The organism is Pseudomonas sp. 43NM1 (assembly GCF_002836905.1).
GTDB classification, from domain to species: domain Bacteria; phylum Pseudomonadota; class Gammaproteobacteria; order Pseudomonadales; family Pseudomonadaceae; genus Aquipseudomonas; species Aquipseudomonas prosekii.
In genome coordinates this window covers 1-14,423 of record NZ_MKGS01000125.1, presented here as the reverse complement: position 1 = coordinate 14,423, position 14,423 = coordinate 1, and the positions used below count along the sequence as shown (strand labels likewise).

The window sequence follows — 14,423 nt, the reverse complement described above, 5'->3', positions numbered from 1 at the left end:
ATGCTGGCGTATATTTTTCGGCGACTGCTGCTGATCATCCCAACCTTGTTCGGCATCTTGCTGATCAACTTCGTGATCATCCAGGCCGCCCCCGGTGGCCCGGTGGAACAGATGATCGCCAAGCTCGAAGGCTTCGACGGCGCCACCAGCCGCATTGCTGGCGGCGGCGCCGAAGTGTCGGTGGCCGGTTCCTCCTATCGCGGTGGCCAGGGCCTCGACCCGGCGCTGGTCAAGGAAATCGAGCACATGTACGGCTTCGACAAATCGGCGCCGGAACGCTTGTGGATCATGATCAAGAACTACGCGACCCTGGATTTCGGCGACAGCTTCTTCCGCGACGCCAAGGTTATCGACCTGATCAAGGAAAAGATGCCGGTGTCGATCTCGCTCGGGCTCTGGAGCACGCTGATCATGTACCTGGTGTCGATCCCGCTGGGGATCGCCAAAGCCACGCGCCACGGCAGCCATTTCGATGTCTGGACCAGTTCGCTGATCATCGTCGGCTACGCGATCCCGGCGTTCCTCTTCGCGATTCTGCTGATCGTGTTGTTCGCCGGTGGCAGTTATTTCGACTGGTTCCCGTTACGCGGCTTGACCTCGAACAACTTCGCCGAACTGAGCATGGGCGGCAAAGTCCTCGACTACTTCTGGCACCTGGCATTGCCAGTGACCGCGCTGGTGATCGGCAACTTCGCGACCATGACCCTGCTGACGAAAAACAGCTTCCTCGATGAAATCAACAAACAGTACGTGGTCACCGCCAAAGCCAAGGGTCTGACGCATCACAAAGTGCTGTACGGCCACGTGTTCCGCAACGCCATGCTGTTGGTGATTGCCGGTTTTCCTTCGGCGTTTATCGGGATTTTCTTTACCGGTTCGCTGCTGGTCGAAGTGATTTTCTCCCTCGATGGCCTGGGCCTGATGAGTTTTGAAGCGGCGATCAACCGCGATTACCCGGTGGTGTTCGGCACGCTGTTTATCTTCACGTTATTGGGGCTGGTGGTGAAACTGATCGGCGACCTCACCTACACCCTGGTCGATCCACGGATCGACTTCGAACACCGGGAGCATTGAGATGAACCTGTCCCCACTCAATCGCCGACGTTTCGAACTGTTCAAGGCCAACAAGCGCGGCTGGTGGTCGCTGTGGCTGTTTCTGATCCTGTTTGGCGCCAGCCTCGGCGCCGAGTTGATCGCCAACGACAAACCGCTGGTGGTGCATTACGACGACGGCTGGTATTTCCCGGCGCTCAAGCGCTACCCGGAAACCACCTTCGGCGGCGAATTTCCGCTCGAGGCCAATTACAAGAGCCCGTACATCCGCGAACTGCTCAAAGCCAAGGACGCGTGGGTGTTGTGGGCGCCGATTCCCTATAGCTACCAGAGCATCAACTACGACCTGAAAGTCCCGGCCCCGGCGCCGCCCTCGGCAGATAACCTGCTAGGCACCGACGATCAGGGCCGTGACGTGTTGGCGCGGGTGATTTACGGCTTCCGTGTGTCGGTGCTGTTTGCGCTGACGCTGACCATTCTCAGCTCGATCATCGGTGTGATTGCCGGCGCGTTGCAGGGCTTTTACGGCGGTTGGGTCGATCTGGCCGGGCAGCGCTTCCTCGAGATCTGGTCCGGGCTGCCGGTGTTGTATCTGCTGATCATTCTTGCCAGTTTCGTCCAGCCGAACTTCTGGTGGCTGCTGGGGATCATGCTGTTGTTCTCGTGGATGAGCCTGGTGGACGTGGTCCGCGCCGAGTTCCTGCGCGGGCGCAACCTCGAATACGTACGCGCCGCCCGGGCGCTCGGCATGCAGAATGGCGCGATCATGTTCCGCCACATCCTGCCCAACGCGATGGTCTCGACCATGACCTTCATGCCGTTCATCCTCACCGGCGCCATCGGCACGCTGACCGCGCTGGATTTCCTCGGTTTCGGTTTGCCGGCCGGCAGCCCGTCGCTGGGTGAACTGGTGGCCCAGGGCAAATCCAATCTGCAAGCGCCCTGGCTGGGCATGAGCGCGTTTGCGGTGCTCGCGCTGATGTTGAGTTTGCTGGTGTTTATCGGCGAGTCCGCTCGCGATGCCTTCGACCCGAGGAAGTGAAATGAATCAGGACAATCTGATCGAAGTGCGCGACCTCGCCGTCGAATTCGTCGTCGGCGAGCGCGTGCAGCGAGTGGTCGAAGGCGTCAGTTTCGATATCAAACGCGGCGAAACCCTGGCCCTGGTCGGCGAAAGCGGCTCCGGCAAATCGGTGACCGCGCACTCGATCCTGCGCCTGCTGCCCTACCCGCTCGCGCGCCACCCGTCCGGCACCATCGAATACGCCGGGCAGGATTTGCTGAGCCTGAAAGAGAAAACCATCCGGCATATTCGCGGCAACCGCATCGCGATGATTTTCCAGGAGCCGATGACTTCGCTGAATCCGCTGCACTCGATCGAGAAGCAGATCAACGAGGTGCTCGGCATTCACAAGGGTTTGACCGGCAAAGTGGCGACCCGGCGCACGCTGGAACTGCTGGAGATGGTCGGCATTCCCGAGCCACACAAGCGCCTCAAGGCATTGCCGCACGAATTGTCCGGCGGCCAACGGCAGCGGGTGATGATCGCCATGGCCCTGGCCAACGAGCCGGAATTGCTGATTGCCGATGAGCCGACCACCGCGCTGGACGTGACCGTTCAGCTGAAAATCCTCGAATTGCTCAAGGAATTGCAGTCGCGCCTGGGCATGGCGTTGTTACTGATCAGTCACGATTTGAACCTTGTGCGAAGAATTGCGCATCGCGTATGTGTCATGCAGCGCGGTTGCATCGTCGAACAGGCATCGTGCGCAGAGTTGTTCCGCGCGCCGCAGCATCCGTACACTCGGGAACTGCTGGCAGCGGAGCCCAGCGGCAAGCCGGCGACCAATGAAATCGGCCCGCCGTTGCTGCAGGTCGAGGACCTGAAGGTGTGGTTTCCGATCAAGAAAGGCTTCCTGAAAACCACGGTTGATCACATCAAAGCGGTGGACGGGATCAATTTCAGCCTGCCGCAGGGTCAGACGTTGGGGATTGTCGGGGAAAGCGGTTCCGGCAAATCGACGCTCGGTCTGGCGATTTTGCGTTTGATCGGCAGCAAGGGTGGCATCCGTTTTGAGGGCAAGCAGCTAGACTGCCTGACGCAGAACGAGATTCGGCCGTTGCGCCGGGAGATGCAGGTGGTCTTCCAGGACCCGTTCGGCAGCCTGAGCCCGCGCATGTGCGTGAGCCAGATCGTCGGCGAAGGCCTGCGGATTCACAAGATGGGCACCGAGGCGGAGCAGGAACAAGCGATTATTGCGGCATTGAAGGAGGTAGGCCTGGACCCGGAAACCCGGAACCGCTACCCCCACGAATTTTCCGGCGGGCAGCGGCAGAGAATCGCCATTGCCCGGGCATTAGTGCTAAAACCGGCGTTGATCCTGCTCGACGAGCCAACTTCGGCCCTCGACCGCACGGTACAACGCCAAGTGGTGGAGCTTTTGCGTTCACTGCAAACCAAGTACAACCTGACGTATCTGTTTATCAGCCATGACCTGGCTGTCGTCAAGGCGCTGAGCCACCAGCTGATGGTGGTCAAGCATGGCCAAGTGGTCGAACAGGGTGACGCGCAAAGTATCTTTGCCGCCCCCCAACATCCGTATACACAGCAGTTGCTGGAAGCCGCTTTCCTGGCACCAGCCACTGCGCAATAACCTGAAAGAGAGGAGCAACACATGGGTTTTCTCGCCGGTAAGCGCGTACTGATCGTCGGTGTCGCCAGCAAGCTGTCCATCGCATCCGGCATCGCTGCCGCCATGCATCGCGAGGGCGCTGAGCTTGCCTTCACTTATCAGAACGACAAACTGAAAGGTCGTGTTGAAGAATTCGCACAAGGCTGGGGCTCGAGCCCTGAGCTGTGCTTCCCGTGCGACGTGGCCAGCGATGAAGAAATCGCCAAGGTCTTCGAAGAGTTGAGCAAGAAGTGGGATGGCCTGGACGTGATCGTTCACTCCGTCGGCTTCGCCCCGGGCGACCAACTGGACGGCGACTTCACCGAAGCCACCACCCGTGAAGGTTTCCGCATCGCTCACGACATCAGCGCCTACAGCTTCGTGGCCCTGGCCAAGGCTGGCCGCGAAATGATGAAGGGCCGCAACGGCAGCCTGCTGACCCTGTCGTACCTGGGCGCCGAGCGCACCATGCCGAACTACAACGTAATGGGCATGGCCAAGGCTTCGCTGGAAGCTGGCGTACGTTACCTGGCCGGCTCCCTGGGCCCGGACGGCACCCGCGTCAACGCCGTATCGGCTGGCCCGATCCGCACCCTCGCGGCGTCCGGCATCAAGAACTTCCGCAAGATGCTGGCCGCCAACGAAGCGCAAACCCCGCTGCGTCGCAACGTCACCATTGACGAAGTCGGCAACGCCGGCGCCTTCCTGTGCTCGGACCTGGCGTCCGGCATCAGCGGCGAAATCATGTACGTAGACGGCGGCTTCAACACCACCGCCATGGGCAACCTCGAAGAGTAATCTTCGGTTACGCCCGAAAAAACCCGCCGCGATGGCGGGTTTTTTTATGCCCGGGATTTGGGTTGTACACAGATGTTGTGAACACCAGAAACCCCTGTAGGAGCCGAGCTTGCTCGCGATGGCGGTGGGTCAGGTGATGTCATGTGGCCTGACACACCGCGATCGCGAGCAGGCTCACTCCCACAGGGGATTTGCGCGTGGACACAGATCTTCCGAGCGCCAGAAATCCCTGTAGGAGTGAGCCTGCTCGCGATGGCGGTGGGTCAGGTGATGCGATGTGGGCTGATAGGCCGCCATCGCGAGCAGGCTCACTCCCACAGGGGGATTTGCGCGTGGACACAGATCTTCCGAGCGCCAGAAATCCCTGTGGAAGCCGAGCTTGCTCGCGATGGCGGTGGGTCAGGTAATGCGATGTGGCCTGATAGATCGCGATCGCGAGCAAGCTCGCTCCCACAGGGGATGTGCGGGTGGACACAGATTTTCTGAACACCAGAAATCCCTGTGGGAGCCGAGCTTGCTCGCGATGGCGGACGGTCAGGTGATGCGATGTGGGCTGATAGGCCGCAATCGCGAGCAGGCTCGCTCCCACAGGGGATGTGCGCGTGGACACAGATCTTCCGAGCGCCAGAAATCCCTGTGGGAGCCGAGCTTGCTCGCGATGGCGGTGGGTCAGGTGATGTCATGTGGCCTGACACACCGCCATCGCGAGCAAGGGGATTTGCGGGCGGACACAGATTTTCTAAACAGCAGAAATCCCTGTAGGAGTGAGCCTGCTCGCGATGGCGATCCATCGGCCAACCCATTCCAATCGCTTCAAACCCCGCTTTCGAGGCACTGGGCAAACAATCTCTGGATCGGTTGCGTCCTCTGGTTGTACCGCTGCAACAACACAATTTCCCGGTAGAACGTCAATTCCCCCAACGCAATCACCCGCACTCTGGCCCCGTGCTCTACCCATAACCCGGCTTCGGGCAGCAATGAAACACCCAACCCGCACTCAACCATTTTCACAATCGCCTCCAGCTCGTCCAGCTCCAGCGCGACGTGAACGTCAACCTGTTGTTCCCTTAAAAACCGCGTCACCAGCCGCCCACCGAACGAATTTCGGTCATAACGCACATGCGGATGCTCGGCGAGGAGGCTCAGCGGATCGTCACCCGGCAGGTCCTGCGGCACGATCAATACAAACGGCTCTTTGCGAATGACCTGCGCCGACAGTTCCTTGGGCAGCTCGAACGGTGGCTTGATCAGAATCGCCAGATCCACCTCCCCGGTATCCACCTGACTGAGCAAACTCAGCGACACCCCCGGCACCAGTTTCGCCTCCAGCAACGGTGCCTGCTGCCGCAAACGCAGCAAGGCGTGCGGCAGCAACCCGGTTTGCACAGTCGCCACCGCGCCGATTTTCAATTCGCCGCGATACTCGCTGACGTCATCGCTGACCGCCATCCGCGCGAAGGTTTCGAGCATCTCCCGCGCCATCGGCAAAGCACGCTGCCCCGCCGCGTTGAGCAACGCCTGGCGTCCGGTGCGATCAAACAGGCGAATACCCAACGCCTGCTCCAGATTGCGAATCTGCGCACTGACCGCTGATTGCGTCAGGCCGATGTGCATGCCCGCCGCGGCAAACGTGCCGTAGCGCGTTACCGCAATAAAGGTTTTCAGTTCCCGCAGCATGCGCACCTCGCCATCACCGTCGCCCATTGATCGAAATAATTGCAGCTCGGCGCAAAAATTATCGTCTTTCAATCAAAAAGCACAGGACTAAACTCAGCTGCAACTTCTGACCGTTGAGGATTACCCGATGCAGCTCTCCCCTTTTCACTTGGCGATTCCGGTGTACGACCTGGCGGCGGCGCGCAGTTTTTATGGCGAGGTATTCGGTTTGGAGGAAGGCCGCTCCAGTGTGCATTGGGTGGATTTCAATTTCTTCGGCCATCAACTGGTGATTCACCTGGCGCCGAAAAACGCCACACAGGAAGCCGCGCACACCAACGCCGTCGATGGCCATAACGTGCCGGTGCCGCACTTCGGCGTGGTATTGGGGATGCCGGACTGGGAGGCACTGGCCGAACGGTTGCAGGCGCGCGGCACGCCGTTCGTGATTGAACCGGGGATTCGTTTTCAGGGCCTGGTCGGCGAACAAGCGACGATGTTCCTGCTTGATCCGTGCGGCAATGCCTTGGAGTTCAAGGCGTTCAAGGACATCAGCCAGTTGTTCGCCAAATGATCCGCCGCGACGCCACGGCCCTGAGCGAAGCGGTGCGCAGTGGCGAAATCAGTGCCGCGGCGATTGCCGAGTCCTGCCTCGAACGCATCCAGGCCCAGGAGCCAGACGTTCACGCCTTCGTCTCTTTTGATCCGCAACTGGTCCGCGAGCAAGCCGCACAGATCAATCGCCAAGGCCTGCTGGCCGGGGTGCCGGTGGGCGTCAAAGACATCTTCGACAGCGCCGACCATCCGACGCAGTTTTTCTCGCCGATCTATGCCGGTCATCAACCGTCGCGCGACGCCCACGCCGTGACCCTGTTGCGCCAGGCCGGCGCGCTGATCATGGGCAAAACCCACACCACCGAGTTCGCCTATATGCAAACCGGGCCGACGCGCAATCCGCATGACTTGCTGCGCACGCCGGGCAGCTCCAGCGCCGGTTCGACGGCGGGCATGGCGGCGGATTTCTTTGCCGTCGCGCTGGGCACGCAAACCGCCGGTTCGCTGCTGAAACCGGCGGCGTATTGCGGACTGTTCGCCTTCAAGCCATCGCTGGGCCTGGTCTCGCTGGAAGGGGTGAAACCGTTGGCGCCGAGCTTCGACACGGTCGGCTGGTACGGTCGCTCGGTGCGCGATTTGAGCCGGGTGGCGCAGGTATTGATTCCAGGTTTTGCAGTCACCGAAGCTCAGCAGCGGCCGTTGCGCTTGGGGTTCTATCGCACCACACGCTGGGACCGGATCGAGCCGGAAGTCACCACGGCGCTGGAACACGCCATCGAACAGCTTCGCGAAATCGGTCACCAGATCAGCGAAATACAACTACCGGAAGCGTTTGCCAGCGTCTTCGACGATCACCTGTTGATCAACGACTGCGAAGGCGCCCGCTCGCTGGCCAAAGAATTCCAGCAACACCGAGACCTGCTGAGCCCCTCGATTCTGGCGATGTTTGATCGAGCAGCGGCTACCACCTGGGAGCAGGAATCGGCGGCCAAGGCGCGACTGGCGGCGCTCGCGCCGCGCCTGACAGAACTCTGCCAGCCGTTCGACGCCATGCTCGGCCCATGCTGCGCCAGCGTTGCACCACTGGCGTCGGGGAGCGCCGACAACACCGGGCCGTCCGACTACATCAAGTTCTGGGGCGCGTTTGGCTGGCCGCAAGTGAATGTGCCACTGGCACGCGTCGCAGGCTTGTTGCCGATCGGCCTACAGATGATCGGCCGGTTCCGCGACGACGCCGGGCTGTTGCACGCCGCCGAGCGGCTCGCAGCCGACCTGGCGGCTGATCGCTCGCAATAGTCCGCCGACCGTGCGGTGCAGCGCCGGGTGAAATTCAATCTGGCGAATGCTGAAGCGAATGTCATAGGCGCGGTGCACCGTGGCATTGCGCTCGTCGAGCATTTCTTCGAGGCGCGCGCGGATGGCGCGGACGTCCACCGCGCTGGCACCGGTCAGCAGCGCGGCGAATTCATCGCCGCCCATGCGCCCGATCACGTCACTTTCGCGAAACGCGATGCGCAACACGTCAGCAAACGTCTTCAACGCGTCATCACCTTCCGCGCGGCCATACAACTGGTTGATGTGTTGGAAATGATCGAGATCGAAAGACAGCAAAGTCGCCGGTTTGCCCAAGTCCAGACAGGCATCCAGGCCCATTTGCGCCAAGGCCTCGAAGCCATGGCAATTGGGCAAAAGGGTCAATTCGTCGAGGCTGGCGACCTGCACCGCCGTCAGCTCCTGCTCGGCTTTTCGCGCTAGTTCGCGCAGTAATTCACGCTCCTGCAAAGCAGTATCCGGCCCGTGCACGGCATCTGCGAAAGTGCCCGGTTTGATCGGTTTGCCTGGAAGCAGCATGTGTCACTCCTGTGGAGGGTATGTGCGTTAGAGGCACACATACCCGATTTGACTCCTTTTTAGCTCGCCGTTGGTCAGATGCCCGCTACAGGGCACGGTCCTCCAGCGTCCGCCCACAGCTTGAACTGCGTGACAAAAATGTCGTGCGGCACCGGCACTGGCGCCCGATTGCCGCCGGGATTCCAGCCCCAGAGCACCAGTTTGTCGTCGCTGACGTGCTTGATCAGCGCCGCGAAATCGCGGTCACCGTTGCTCGACCGGTCCTTGATCATCGCGCAGAGTTTGTCCGCAGGCAGGCCGATCCAGGCCATTTTGTGCGCGGCGGGCGGCAGGCTCCAGTGCGGCGCACCCGGCGGCGCGTGCGGGCCGTAACTGGCCGGCGGATTGCTCTCTGCGTGGCAGGTCGCACATGGCAAACCGGCGGCGCCCTTGCCGTCCATGCCGCGCACCACGTTCATCGCGTGAGGAATACCGGCGTCGAATTGCAACGGCGAATCGCCGGGGATATGGCAGTTCTGGCAGCGCGGACTCTGGAAGACCTTTTGCACCGTTTCGAAGGCCTTCAATGCCGCCGGGTCTTCAGCAAACAGATCGGAGGCGTAGCCCGCCAGACCGACCATCACCACCGCGCCCAGCATCAAATGTCGTTTCATCTCACACCCCCGACAACTGCAGTGGCAGTTCGCGCAGGCGTTGCCCGGTCAAGGCAAACAACGCGTTGGCCACTGCTGGCGCCATCGGTGGCACGCCGGCCTCGCCAATGCCACCGGGTTTTTCGCTGCTGGGCACGATGTGCACCTCGACCACCGGCATTTCGTTGAGCCGCAGCACCTGATAATCGTGATAGTTGGACTGCACCACCGCGCCATCCTTGAGCGTGAGTTTGCTGTGCAACGCAAAACTGAGGCCGAACGCGACGCAGGATTCCATCTGCGCGGCGATGCTCTGCGGGTTGACCGCGATGCCGCAATCCACCGCACAGACCACGCGATGCACGCGAATTTTCAGGTTGTCCTGCGACACCTCGGCCACATGCGCGACGTAGCTGCCGAACGATTCGTGCACCGCCACGCCCAACGCGTGACCATCCGGCAACGGCGCGTTCCAGTTGGCTTTCTCCACCGCCAGATTCAACACACCGAGGTGGCGCGGATGCTCCTTGAGCAGGGTTCGTCGGTACTCCACCGGGTCCTTGCCGGCGGCTTCGGCCATTTCGTCGATCAGCGATTCCATGACAAAACCGGTATGCGTGTGCCCGACCGAACGCAGCCACAGCACGTTGATGCCGGTTTTCGGTGAATGCAGCTCGACGTGGTGGTTGGCCAGTTTCGCCAGGTAAGGACTGTCGGCCACGCCCTCGACCGAGGTCTTGTCGACGCCGTCCTTGACCATGGTCGCGGCGAACGCCGTGCCGTCCATGATCGACTGCCCGACCAGCACATGTTTCCACGCCAGCGGCAGGCCGTCGGCGTCGAGGCCGATGTTGGCCTGATGCAGAAACATCGAGCGGTAATAGCCGCCGCGAATGTCATCCTCACGCGACCACACGGTCTTAACCGGCATGCCCGCAGCCTTGGCCACTTGCACCGCTTCGGCGACAAAGTCCGAGGTCGGATTGGCCCGCCGACCGAAACCGCCGCCGAGGAATTCGGTGTGAATTTCCACTTGTTCGGGTTTCAGCCCGGTAATCTGCCCGGCAATCATTTGATCCAGCGTCTGAAACTGCGTGCCGGTCCAGATCTCGCATTTGTCGGCGCTGATCTTCACCGTGCAGTTGAGCGGTTCCATCGGCGCATGGGCGAGGTACGGCACGCTGTATTCGACGTCGATGGTTTTCGCTGCCGTCTTCAACGTCGCCACGGCGTCCCCGGCCTGGCTGGCAGACATGCCGGCGGTGGTGGCGAGTTGGCGGAAACTTTCGAGCAGTTTGAGGCTGTCGAGCCCGGCATTCGGCCCCAAGTCCCAATCGATTTTCAGCGCATCGCGGCCCAGTTTCGCCGCCCAATAATGCTCGGCGACCACCGCCACGCCGCTCGGTACTTGCAGCACTTTATGCACGCCCGGTATGGCCAGGGCCTCGGCGCCCTCGAAGGATTTGACGCTGCCGCCGAACACTGGCGAACGCGCGACCATTGCAGTCATCAGGCCTTCGAATTGCACGTCCATGCCGAACTTGGCGCGGCCGGTGATTTTCTCCGGGGTGTCGAGGCGCGGGGTCGGTTTGCCGATGATTTTCCAATCCTTGGCGTCCTTGAATTTGATCGAGGCCGGGTCCGGCACTGGCAACTTGCCGGCGTCATCCGCCAGCTCGCCGTAGGTCGCGCGGTGCTCGCCGGCAATCACCACGCCGGGCTCGGTGCGGATCTGCGACGGCGCAACATTGAAGCGTTTGGCGGCGGCGTCGATCAACATCAAACGCGCAGCGGCGCCGGCCTGGCGGTAGCGGTCGAACTCCATCCAGGTCGAGGTCGAGCCGCCGGTGATCTGCATGCCGCCAAACCCGGCCAAACCGTAATCCTTGGCCGAAGCTGGCGAGTGTTCGACACGAATTTTCGACCAGTCGGCGTCCAGTTCTTCGGCGATCAGCATGGTCAGGCCGGTCCAGATGCCCTGGCCCATTTCCGAGTGGCCGAGCAATATGGTCACGCTGTTGTCGCTGGCGATGCGCAGGAAGGCGTTGGGCGCGAAAACATTGCCCTGATTCTCCGCGCCGATAGCAAAACGGTGGGCGCCGGGGATGACAAACGCCACCACCAGACCGCCGCCGAGCATGGCGCTGCCCTTGAGAAAGTTGCGCCGTGAAACCGGGTTGAGGCTGTTCATGGTCATTGCGATGACTCCCCTCGACGTGGCATCAACCGATGTCGGCTGCGCGTTTGACCGCGGCGCGAATCCTTGGGTAGGTGCCGCAGCGGCAGATATTGCCGGACAACGCCTGATCGATGTCGCTGTCGGTGGGCTTGGGGATTTTCGCCAGCAACGCGGCGGCGGACATGATCTGCCCCGACTGGCAATAACCGCATTGCACCACGTCGAGTTCGGCCCAGGCCTGCTGCACCGGGTGCGAACCGTCGGTGGACAAGCCTTCGATGGTGAGGATTTTTTGCCCGTGGGCGACCGCGGTTGCGGGGGTGATGCACGAGCGCAGCGGCGCGCCATCGACGTGCACGGTGCAGGCGCCGCACTGGGCCATGCCGCAACCGAACTTGGTCCCGGTCAGGTGCGCGACATCGCGCAGAACCCAGAGCAGCGGCATGTCGGCGGGGACATTCAGCTCCTGGTCCTTGCCATTGATATTCAGGGTCAGCATTACGGATATCCTCAGACTCACGGTGTTCTGAAGGGCTCGCTGTGACCGCGTCGTTGCAGGGTCGGCGGGTCCGCGCGCCTCGGGTTTATCCATACAGCTAAGCGCAGATTGACCGCGCAGCCAGCTTCAGCGACCGCCGGTCACCTGCGAACCCGCAAATGCCCATGTAGGAGCGAGGCTTGCCCGCGAAGGCGTTCTGCCAGTTGAAAAAGATATCGACTGACACGACGCCTTCGCGGGCAAGCCTTGCTCCCACAGGGTTGAGGTTGGTTCAGAGTCTGGGTTTGAGCAGGATGGCGCTGTAGTGCCAAAAACCCCAGATCGCCACGGCTAGCAGCGCGAACCCGGCGCCTGCAAGAAAGAATGGCCGAAACCCCAGACTGAACACCGCCGCTGTACCTGCAGGAGCGAGCCTGCTCGCGATTGCGTTCGTCCAGTTTCCATAAATTCTGGATGAAAAACCGCTATCGCGAGCAGTCTCATTCCTACAGGGGGGTTGCGTTGTTGCTTTGAGATTGCGCATCAGGCAGCCACGGCGATCGGGTGAGTGCTCAGCCGATGTTGCGCGAGCAGGCGCATCACGTAGCCGATTTTCAGCAGCGTCGGGCCGACGATGGTCATCGCGTGCAGCGTCACCAACAGCACAATCGGCAGATAACCGCTGTGCAGGTAAGCACCGTAGATGCCGACGAGCAACAGCATCAGGCCAACACCCAGCACTTTGCTGGACAGGTGCAGAACGTTATGAGGATTGCTGAAGAAATCGAACATTTTCCGTACTCCTGATGCGGTTGAGATTTACGTCCAGTAACTCAAAAGCCGTGCCAGGTAGAAAACGATATTAAATCAATGACTTGCTTACTTAGAAGTCAATATGACTCTTGTGCAGAGTAGTCGTTATGACCCTATCTAAAGTCATAACGACTACATGTTGTAAATCCCCATCAGTCACGGGTTTTGTTTGACGAAGACCGAACTGAACTCGTAGATATCGCCGTAAGCCTGGAACTGAATCGCACCATTGAGCAGTTGCAGGCGATAGCTGAAGTCGTCTTTGTCGTCCATGCCGATCACCAGGTTGCCGGCCTGCAACGGCAGTTTTTTGTTGAGCTCCCAGACCCGGTCCTTGCTGATGCGAATGCTCATGCGGATGTCGGCCAATTCGACACCGCTGGCATCGGTGGACGGCAGTATTTTCAGGATCAATTCGCCGGTTCTCGGCTCCTCGGCGTCGTTCACCAGATAGCGCCCTTCGCGCTGACTGGCGACCACCGGCAGCAGCGCCGTGGCCGCGACTTTGAACACCGTCGGCCGGCCAGTGCCGCTGAGGATTTTTTCCGCCGGACCGTGCCAACTGACATCTTGGACGCCATGCAGGTTGGGCTCGCCCTGCACATACCAGTCGCCGGTGGTTTCGCCCGCCTCGTTCAACTCATGCAGCAGCACGGCGCCATCCTCATATGGCCCGCCGATCAGCCGAATCGGCTGGCCGTTGCCGCTTTTCGGGTAGCGCACTTCACCGACGTACGCGGCGCCCTGCACTTGCCACCACAGTTCGAAGGCAATCTTGCCGTTCAACGTGCCGCGCACCATCACCGGCGCCGTCGCCTCGGGACCTTCGAGATGGTTGCGCTCAGTCCACTGACCGTTGACCAAGTCGCGCTGGGTGATGTCGGTGTAACCCCGCGGCATCAGTGGCGTTGCCTCCAATGGTCGCTGCGCAACTTTGATGGTTTCGGCAATCATCAGCGGCTGGTTGTCCTGAATCTGCCACGTCCCGGTTTGGCGCCAGCAGCAGCCGCTTTTCGATTGGGTGATCAGCCGTTTGCTCGCCGCATCCACGCCAAACAGCCCCAGATTCGGTTCGCGGGTCAGCGCCGAAAAAGCCTTGTTCAGTACCAGCGTCGGGCTCTCGGGGTCGGACAGATAAATATCGTAGGAAGGCTCGGCATAACCGCCGTCATTGCCGTTGCGCACAGCCAAGTCTTGCTCGCCGTCGAAATTGAAATCACCGAACAGCAGCAGGTTCTGATCGGCCGCCAGTTCGTTGCTGCCGGGCTTGAACAAGGCAAACGCCTCGGCCGACTCGATGCGTTGCAGCACGGCGCCGCTGGCCTTGTCGCGCAGGGTGATGGTCGCCGGAGCGTCATCGAAGGTTTGCGTTGGCGCCTGCGGGTAGACCACGTCGATTGCGTATTTCTGCGCCGGGTCGGCGAGGTGCAGGGTCAGGGGTTCAGCCGCCGCAACAGCACTGGCGCTGGTGAACAGGCTGGCAAGCAGGCAGCTGACGGCGGATAAACGAGGGGCAACCATGATGCTGAGCGTCCTTGCGGCAAATTCGGGGCGGCAAGTCTAGCGACTAACGGTGCATACCGATATCTCTGCGAGCTTGCCCCTCGCGCCTTTCGCGCTCAGAACCCATACACTGCGCCACTGGCCTGCCGAGGACGCCAACGATGACGCGCACCGTTGCTCAACACGCTGACAAAGCCCCACGCTTCTGGCGCGACGACGCCCTTCCCTTCATC

At 61.0% G+C, this 14,423-nt stretch carries 13 protein-coding genes; 6 read left to right on the top strand and 7 right to left on the bottom strand.

Going from position 1 to position 14,423, the window contains the following annotated elements:
* The 4 genes from BI292_RS11405 to fabI are packed head-to-tail and all read left to right on the top strand — an operon-like array spanning position 1 to position 4,523.
* Positions 1-1,074 carry a microcin C ABC transporter permease YejB gene (locus tag BI292_RS11405; protein ID WP_092269551.1) on the top strand — a complete coding sequence of 358 codons (1,074 nt, stop codon included), beginning with the start codon at positions 1-3 and terminating at the stop codon, positions 1,072-1,074.
* 1 nt (position 1,075) lies between these two features.
* A complete protein-coding gene (locus tag BI292_RS11400) occupies positions 1,076-2,095 on the top strand; it encodes an ABC transporter permease (RefSeq protein WP_092269554.1) in 1,020 nt (339 codons plus the stop codon).
* 1 nt (position 2,096) lies between these two features.
* Positions 2,097-3,707: an ABC transporter ATP-binding protein gene (locus BI292_RS11395; RefSeq protein WP_092269556.1), complete on the top strand. Its 1,611-nt coding sequence runs from the start codon at positions 2,097-2,099 to the stop codon at positions 3,705-3,707.
* A gap of 21 nt (positions 3,708-3,728) precedes the next feature.
* The gene (gene fabI / locus BI292_RS11390) at positions 3,729-4,523 is read left to right on the top strand and encodes an enoyl-ACP reductase FabI (RefSeq protein ID WP_092269559.1); all 795 of its coding nucleotides are present in this window, start codon (positions 3,729-3,731) and stop codon (positions 4,521-4,523) included.
* Positions 4,524-5,336: 813 nt separating this feature from the next.
* Here the strand turns inward: fabI and BI292_RS11380 are convergent.
* Positions 5,337-6,200 carry a LysR family transcriptional regulator gene (locus BI292_RS11380; RefSeq protein ID WP_101207967.1) on the bottom strand — a complete coding sequence of 288 codons (864 nt, stop codon included), beginning with the start codon at positions 6,198-6,200 and terminating at the stop codon, positions 5,337-5,339.
* 127 nt (positions 6,201-6,327) lie between these two features.
* On the opposite strand from BI292_RS11380, the gene BI292_RS11375 reads away from it, so the two are divergent.
* Together BI292_RS11375 and BI292_RS11370 are read left to right on the top strand one after the other, a co-directional pair.
* Positions 6,328-6,753, top strand: coding sequence for a VOC family protein (locus BI292_RS11375; protein WP_101207936.1), 426 nt, complete (start codon positions 6,328-6,330; stop codon positions 6,751-6,753).
* Positions 6,750-8,030: an amidase gene (locus BI292_RS11370; protein ID WP_101207935.1), complete on the top strand. Its 1,281-nt coding sequence runs from the start codon at positions 6,750-6,752 to the stop codon at positions 8,028-8,030. Before BI292_RS11375 ends, BI292_RS11370 begins: the two co-directional genes overlap by 4 nt.
* On the opposite strand, the gene BI292_RS11365 is transcribed toward BI292_RS11370, so the two are convergent.
* The 6 genes from BI292_RS11365 to BI292_RS11335 form a co-directional block, all read right to left on the bottom strand.
* Positions 7,938-8,585, bottom strand: a complete 648-nt coding sequence (locus tag BI292_RS11365; RefSeq protein WP_101207934.1) for a GGDEF domain-containing protein — start codon at positions 8,583-8,585, stop codon at positions 7,938-7,940. The genes BI292_RS11370 and BI292_RS11365 overlap by 93 nt on opposite strands.
* A gap of 74 nt (positions 8,586-8,659) precedes the next feature.
* Entirely contained in the window at positions 8,660-9,238 is a 579-nt protein-coding gene (locus tag BI292_RS11360) for a hypothetical protein (RefSeq protein WP_092269572.1), read from the bottom strand.
* Between the two features lies 1 nt (position 9,239).
* Positions 9,240-11,408: a xanthine dehydrogenase family protein molybdopterin-binding subunit gene (locus tag BI292_RS11355; protein WP_101207966.1), complete on the bottom strand. Its 2,169-nt coding sequence runs from the start codon at positions 11,406-11,408 to the stop codon at positions 9,240-9,242.
* A 31-nt stretch (positions 11,409-11,439) separates the two neighbouring features.
* Positions 11,440-11,895, bottom strand: coding sequence for a (2Fe-2S)-binding protein (locus BI292_RS11350; protein WP_092269575.1), 456 nt, complete (start codon positions 11,893-11,895; stop codon positions 11,440-11,442).
* Between the two features lie 522 nt (positions 11,896-12,417).
* The gene (locus BI292_RS11340) at positions 12,418-12,666 is read right to left on the bottom strand and encodes a transmembrane sensor/regulator PpyR (protein WP_101207932.1); all 249 of its coding nucleotides are present in this window, start codon (positions 12,664-12,666) and stop codon (positions 12,418-12,420) included.
* A gap of 177 nt (positions 12,667-12,843) precedes the next feature.
* Positions 12,844-14,208 carry a hypothetical protein gene (locus BI292_RS11335; protein ID WP_101207931.1) on the bottom strand — a complete coding sequence of 455 codons (1,365 nt, stop codon included), beginning with the start codon at positions 14,206-14,208 and terminating at the stop codon, positions 12,844-12,846.
* Positions 14,209-14,423: the final 215 nt, after the last annotated feature.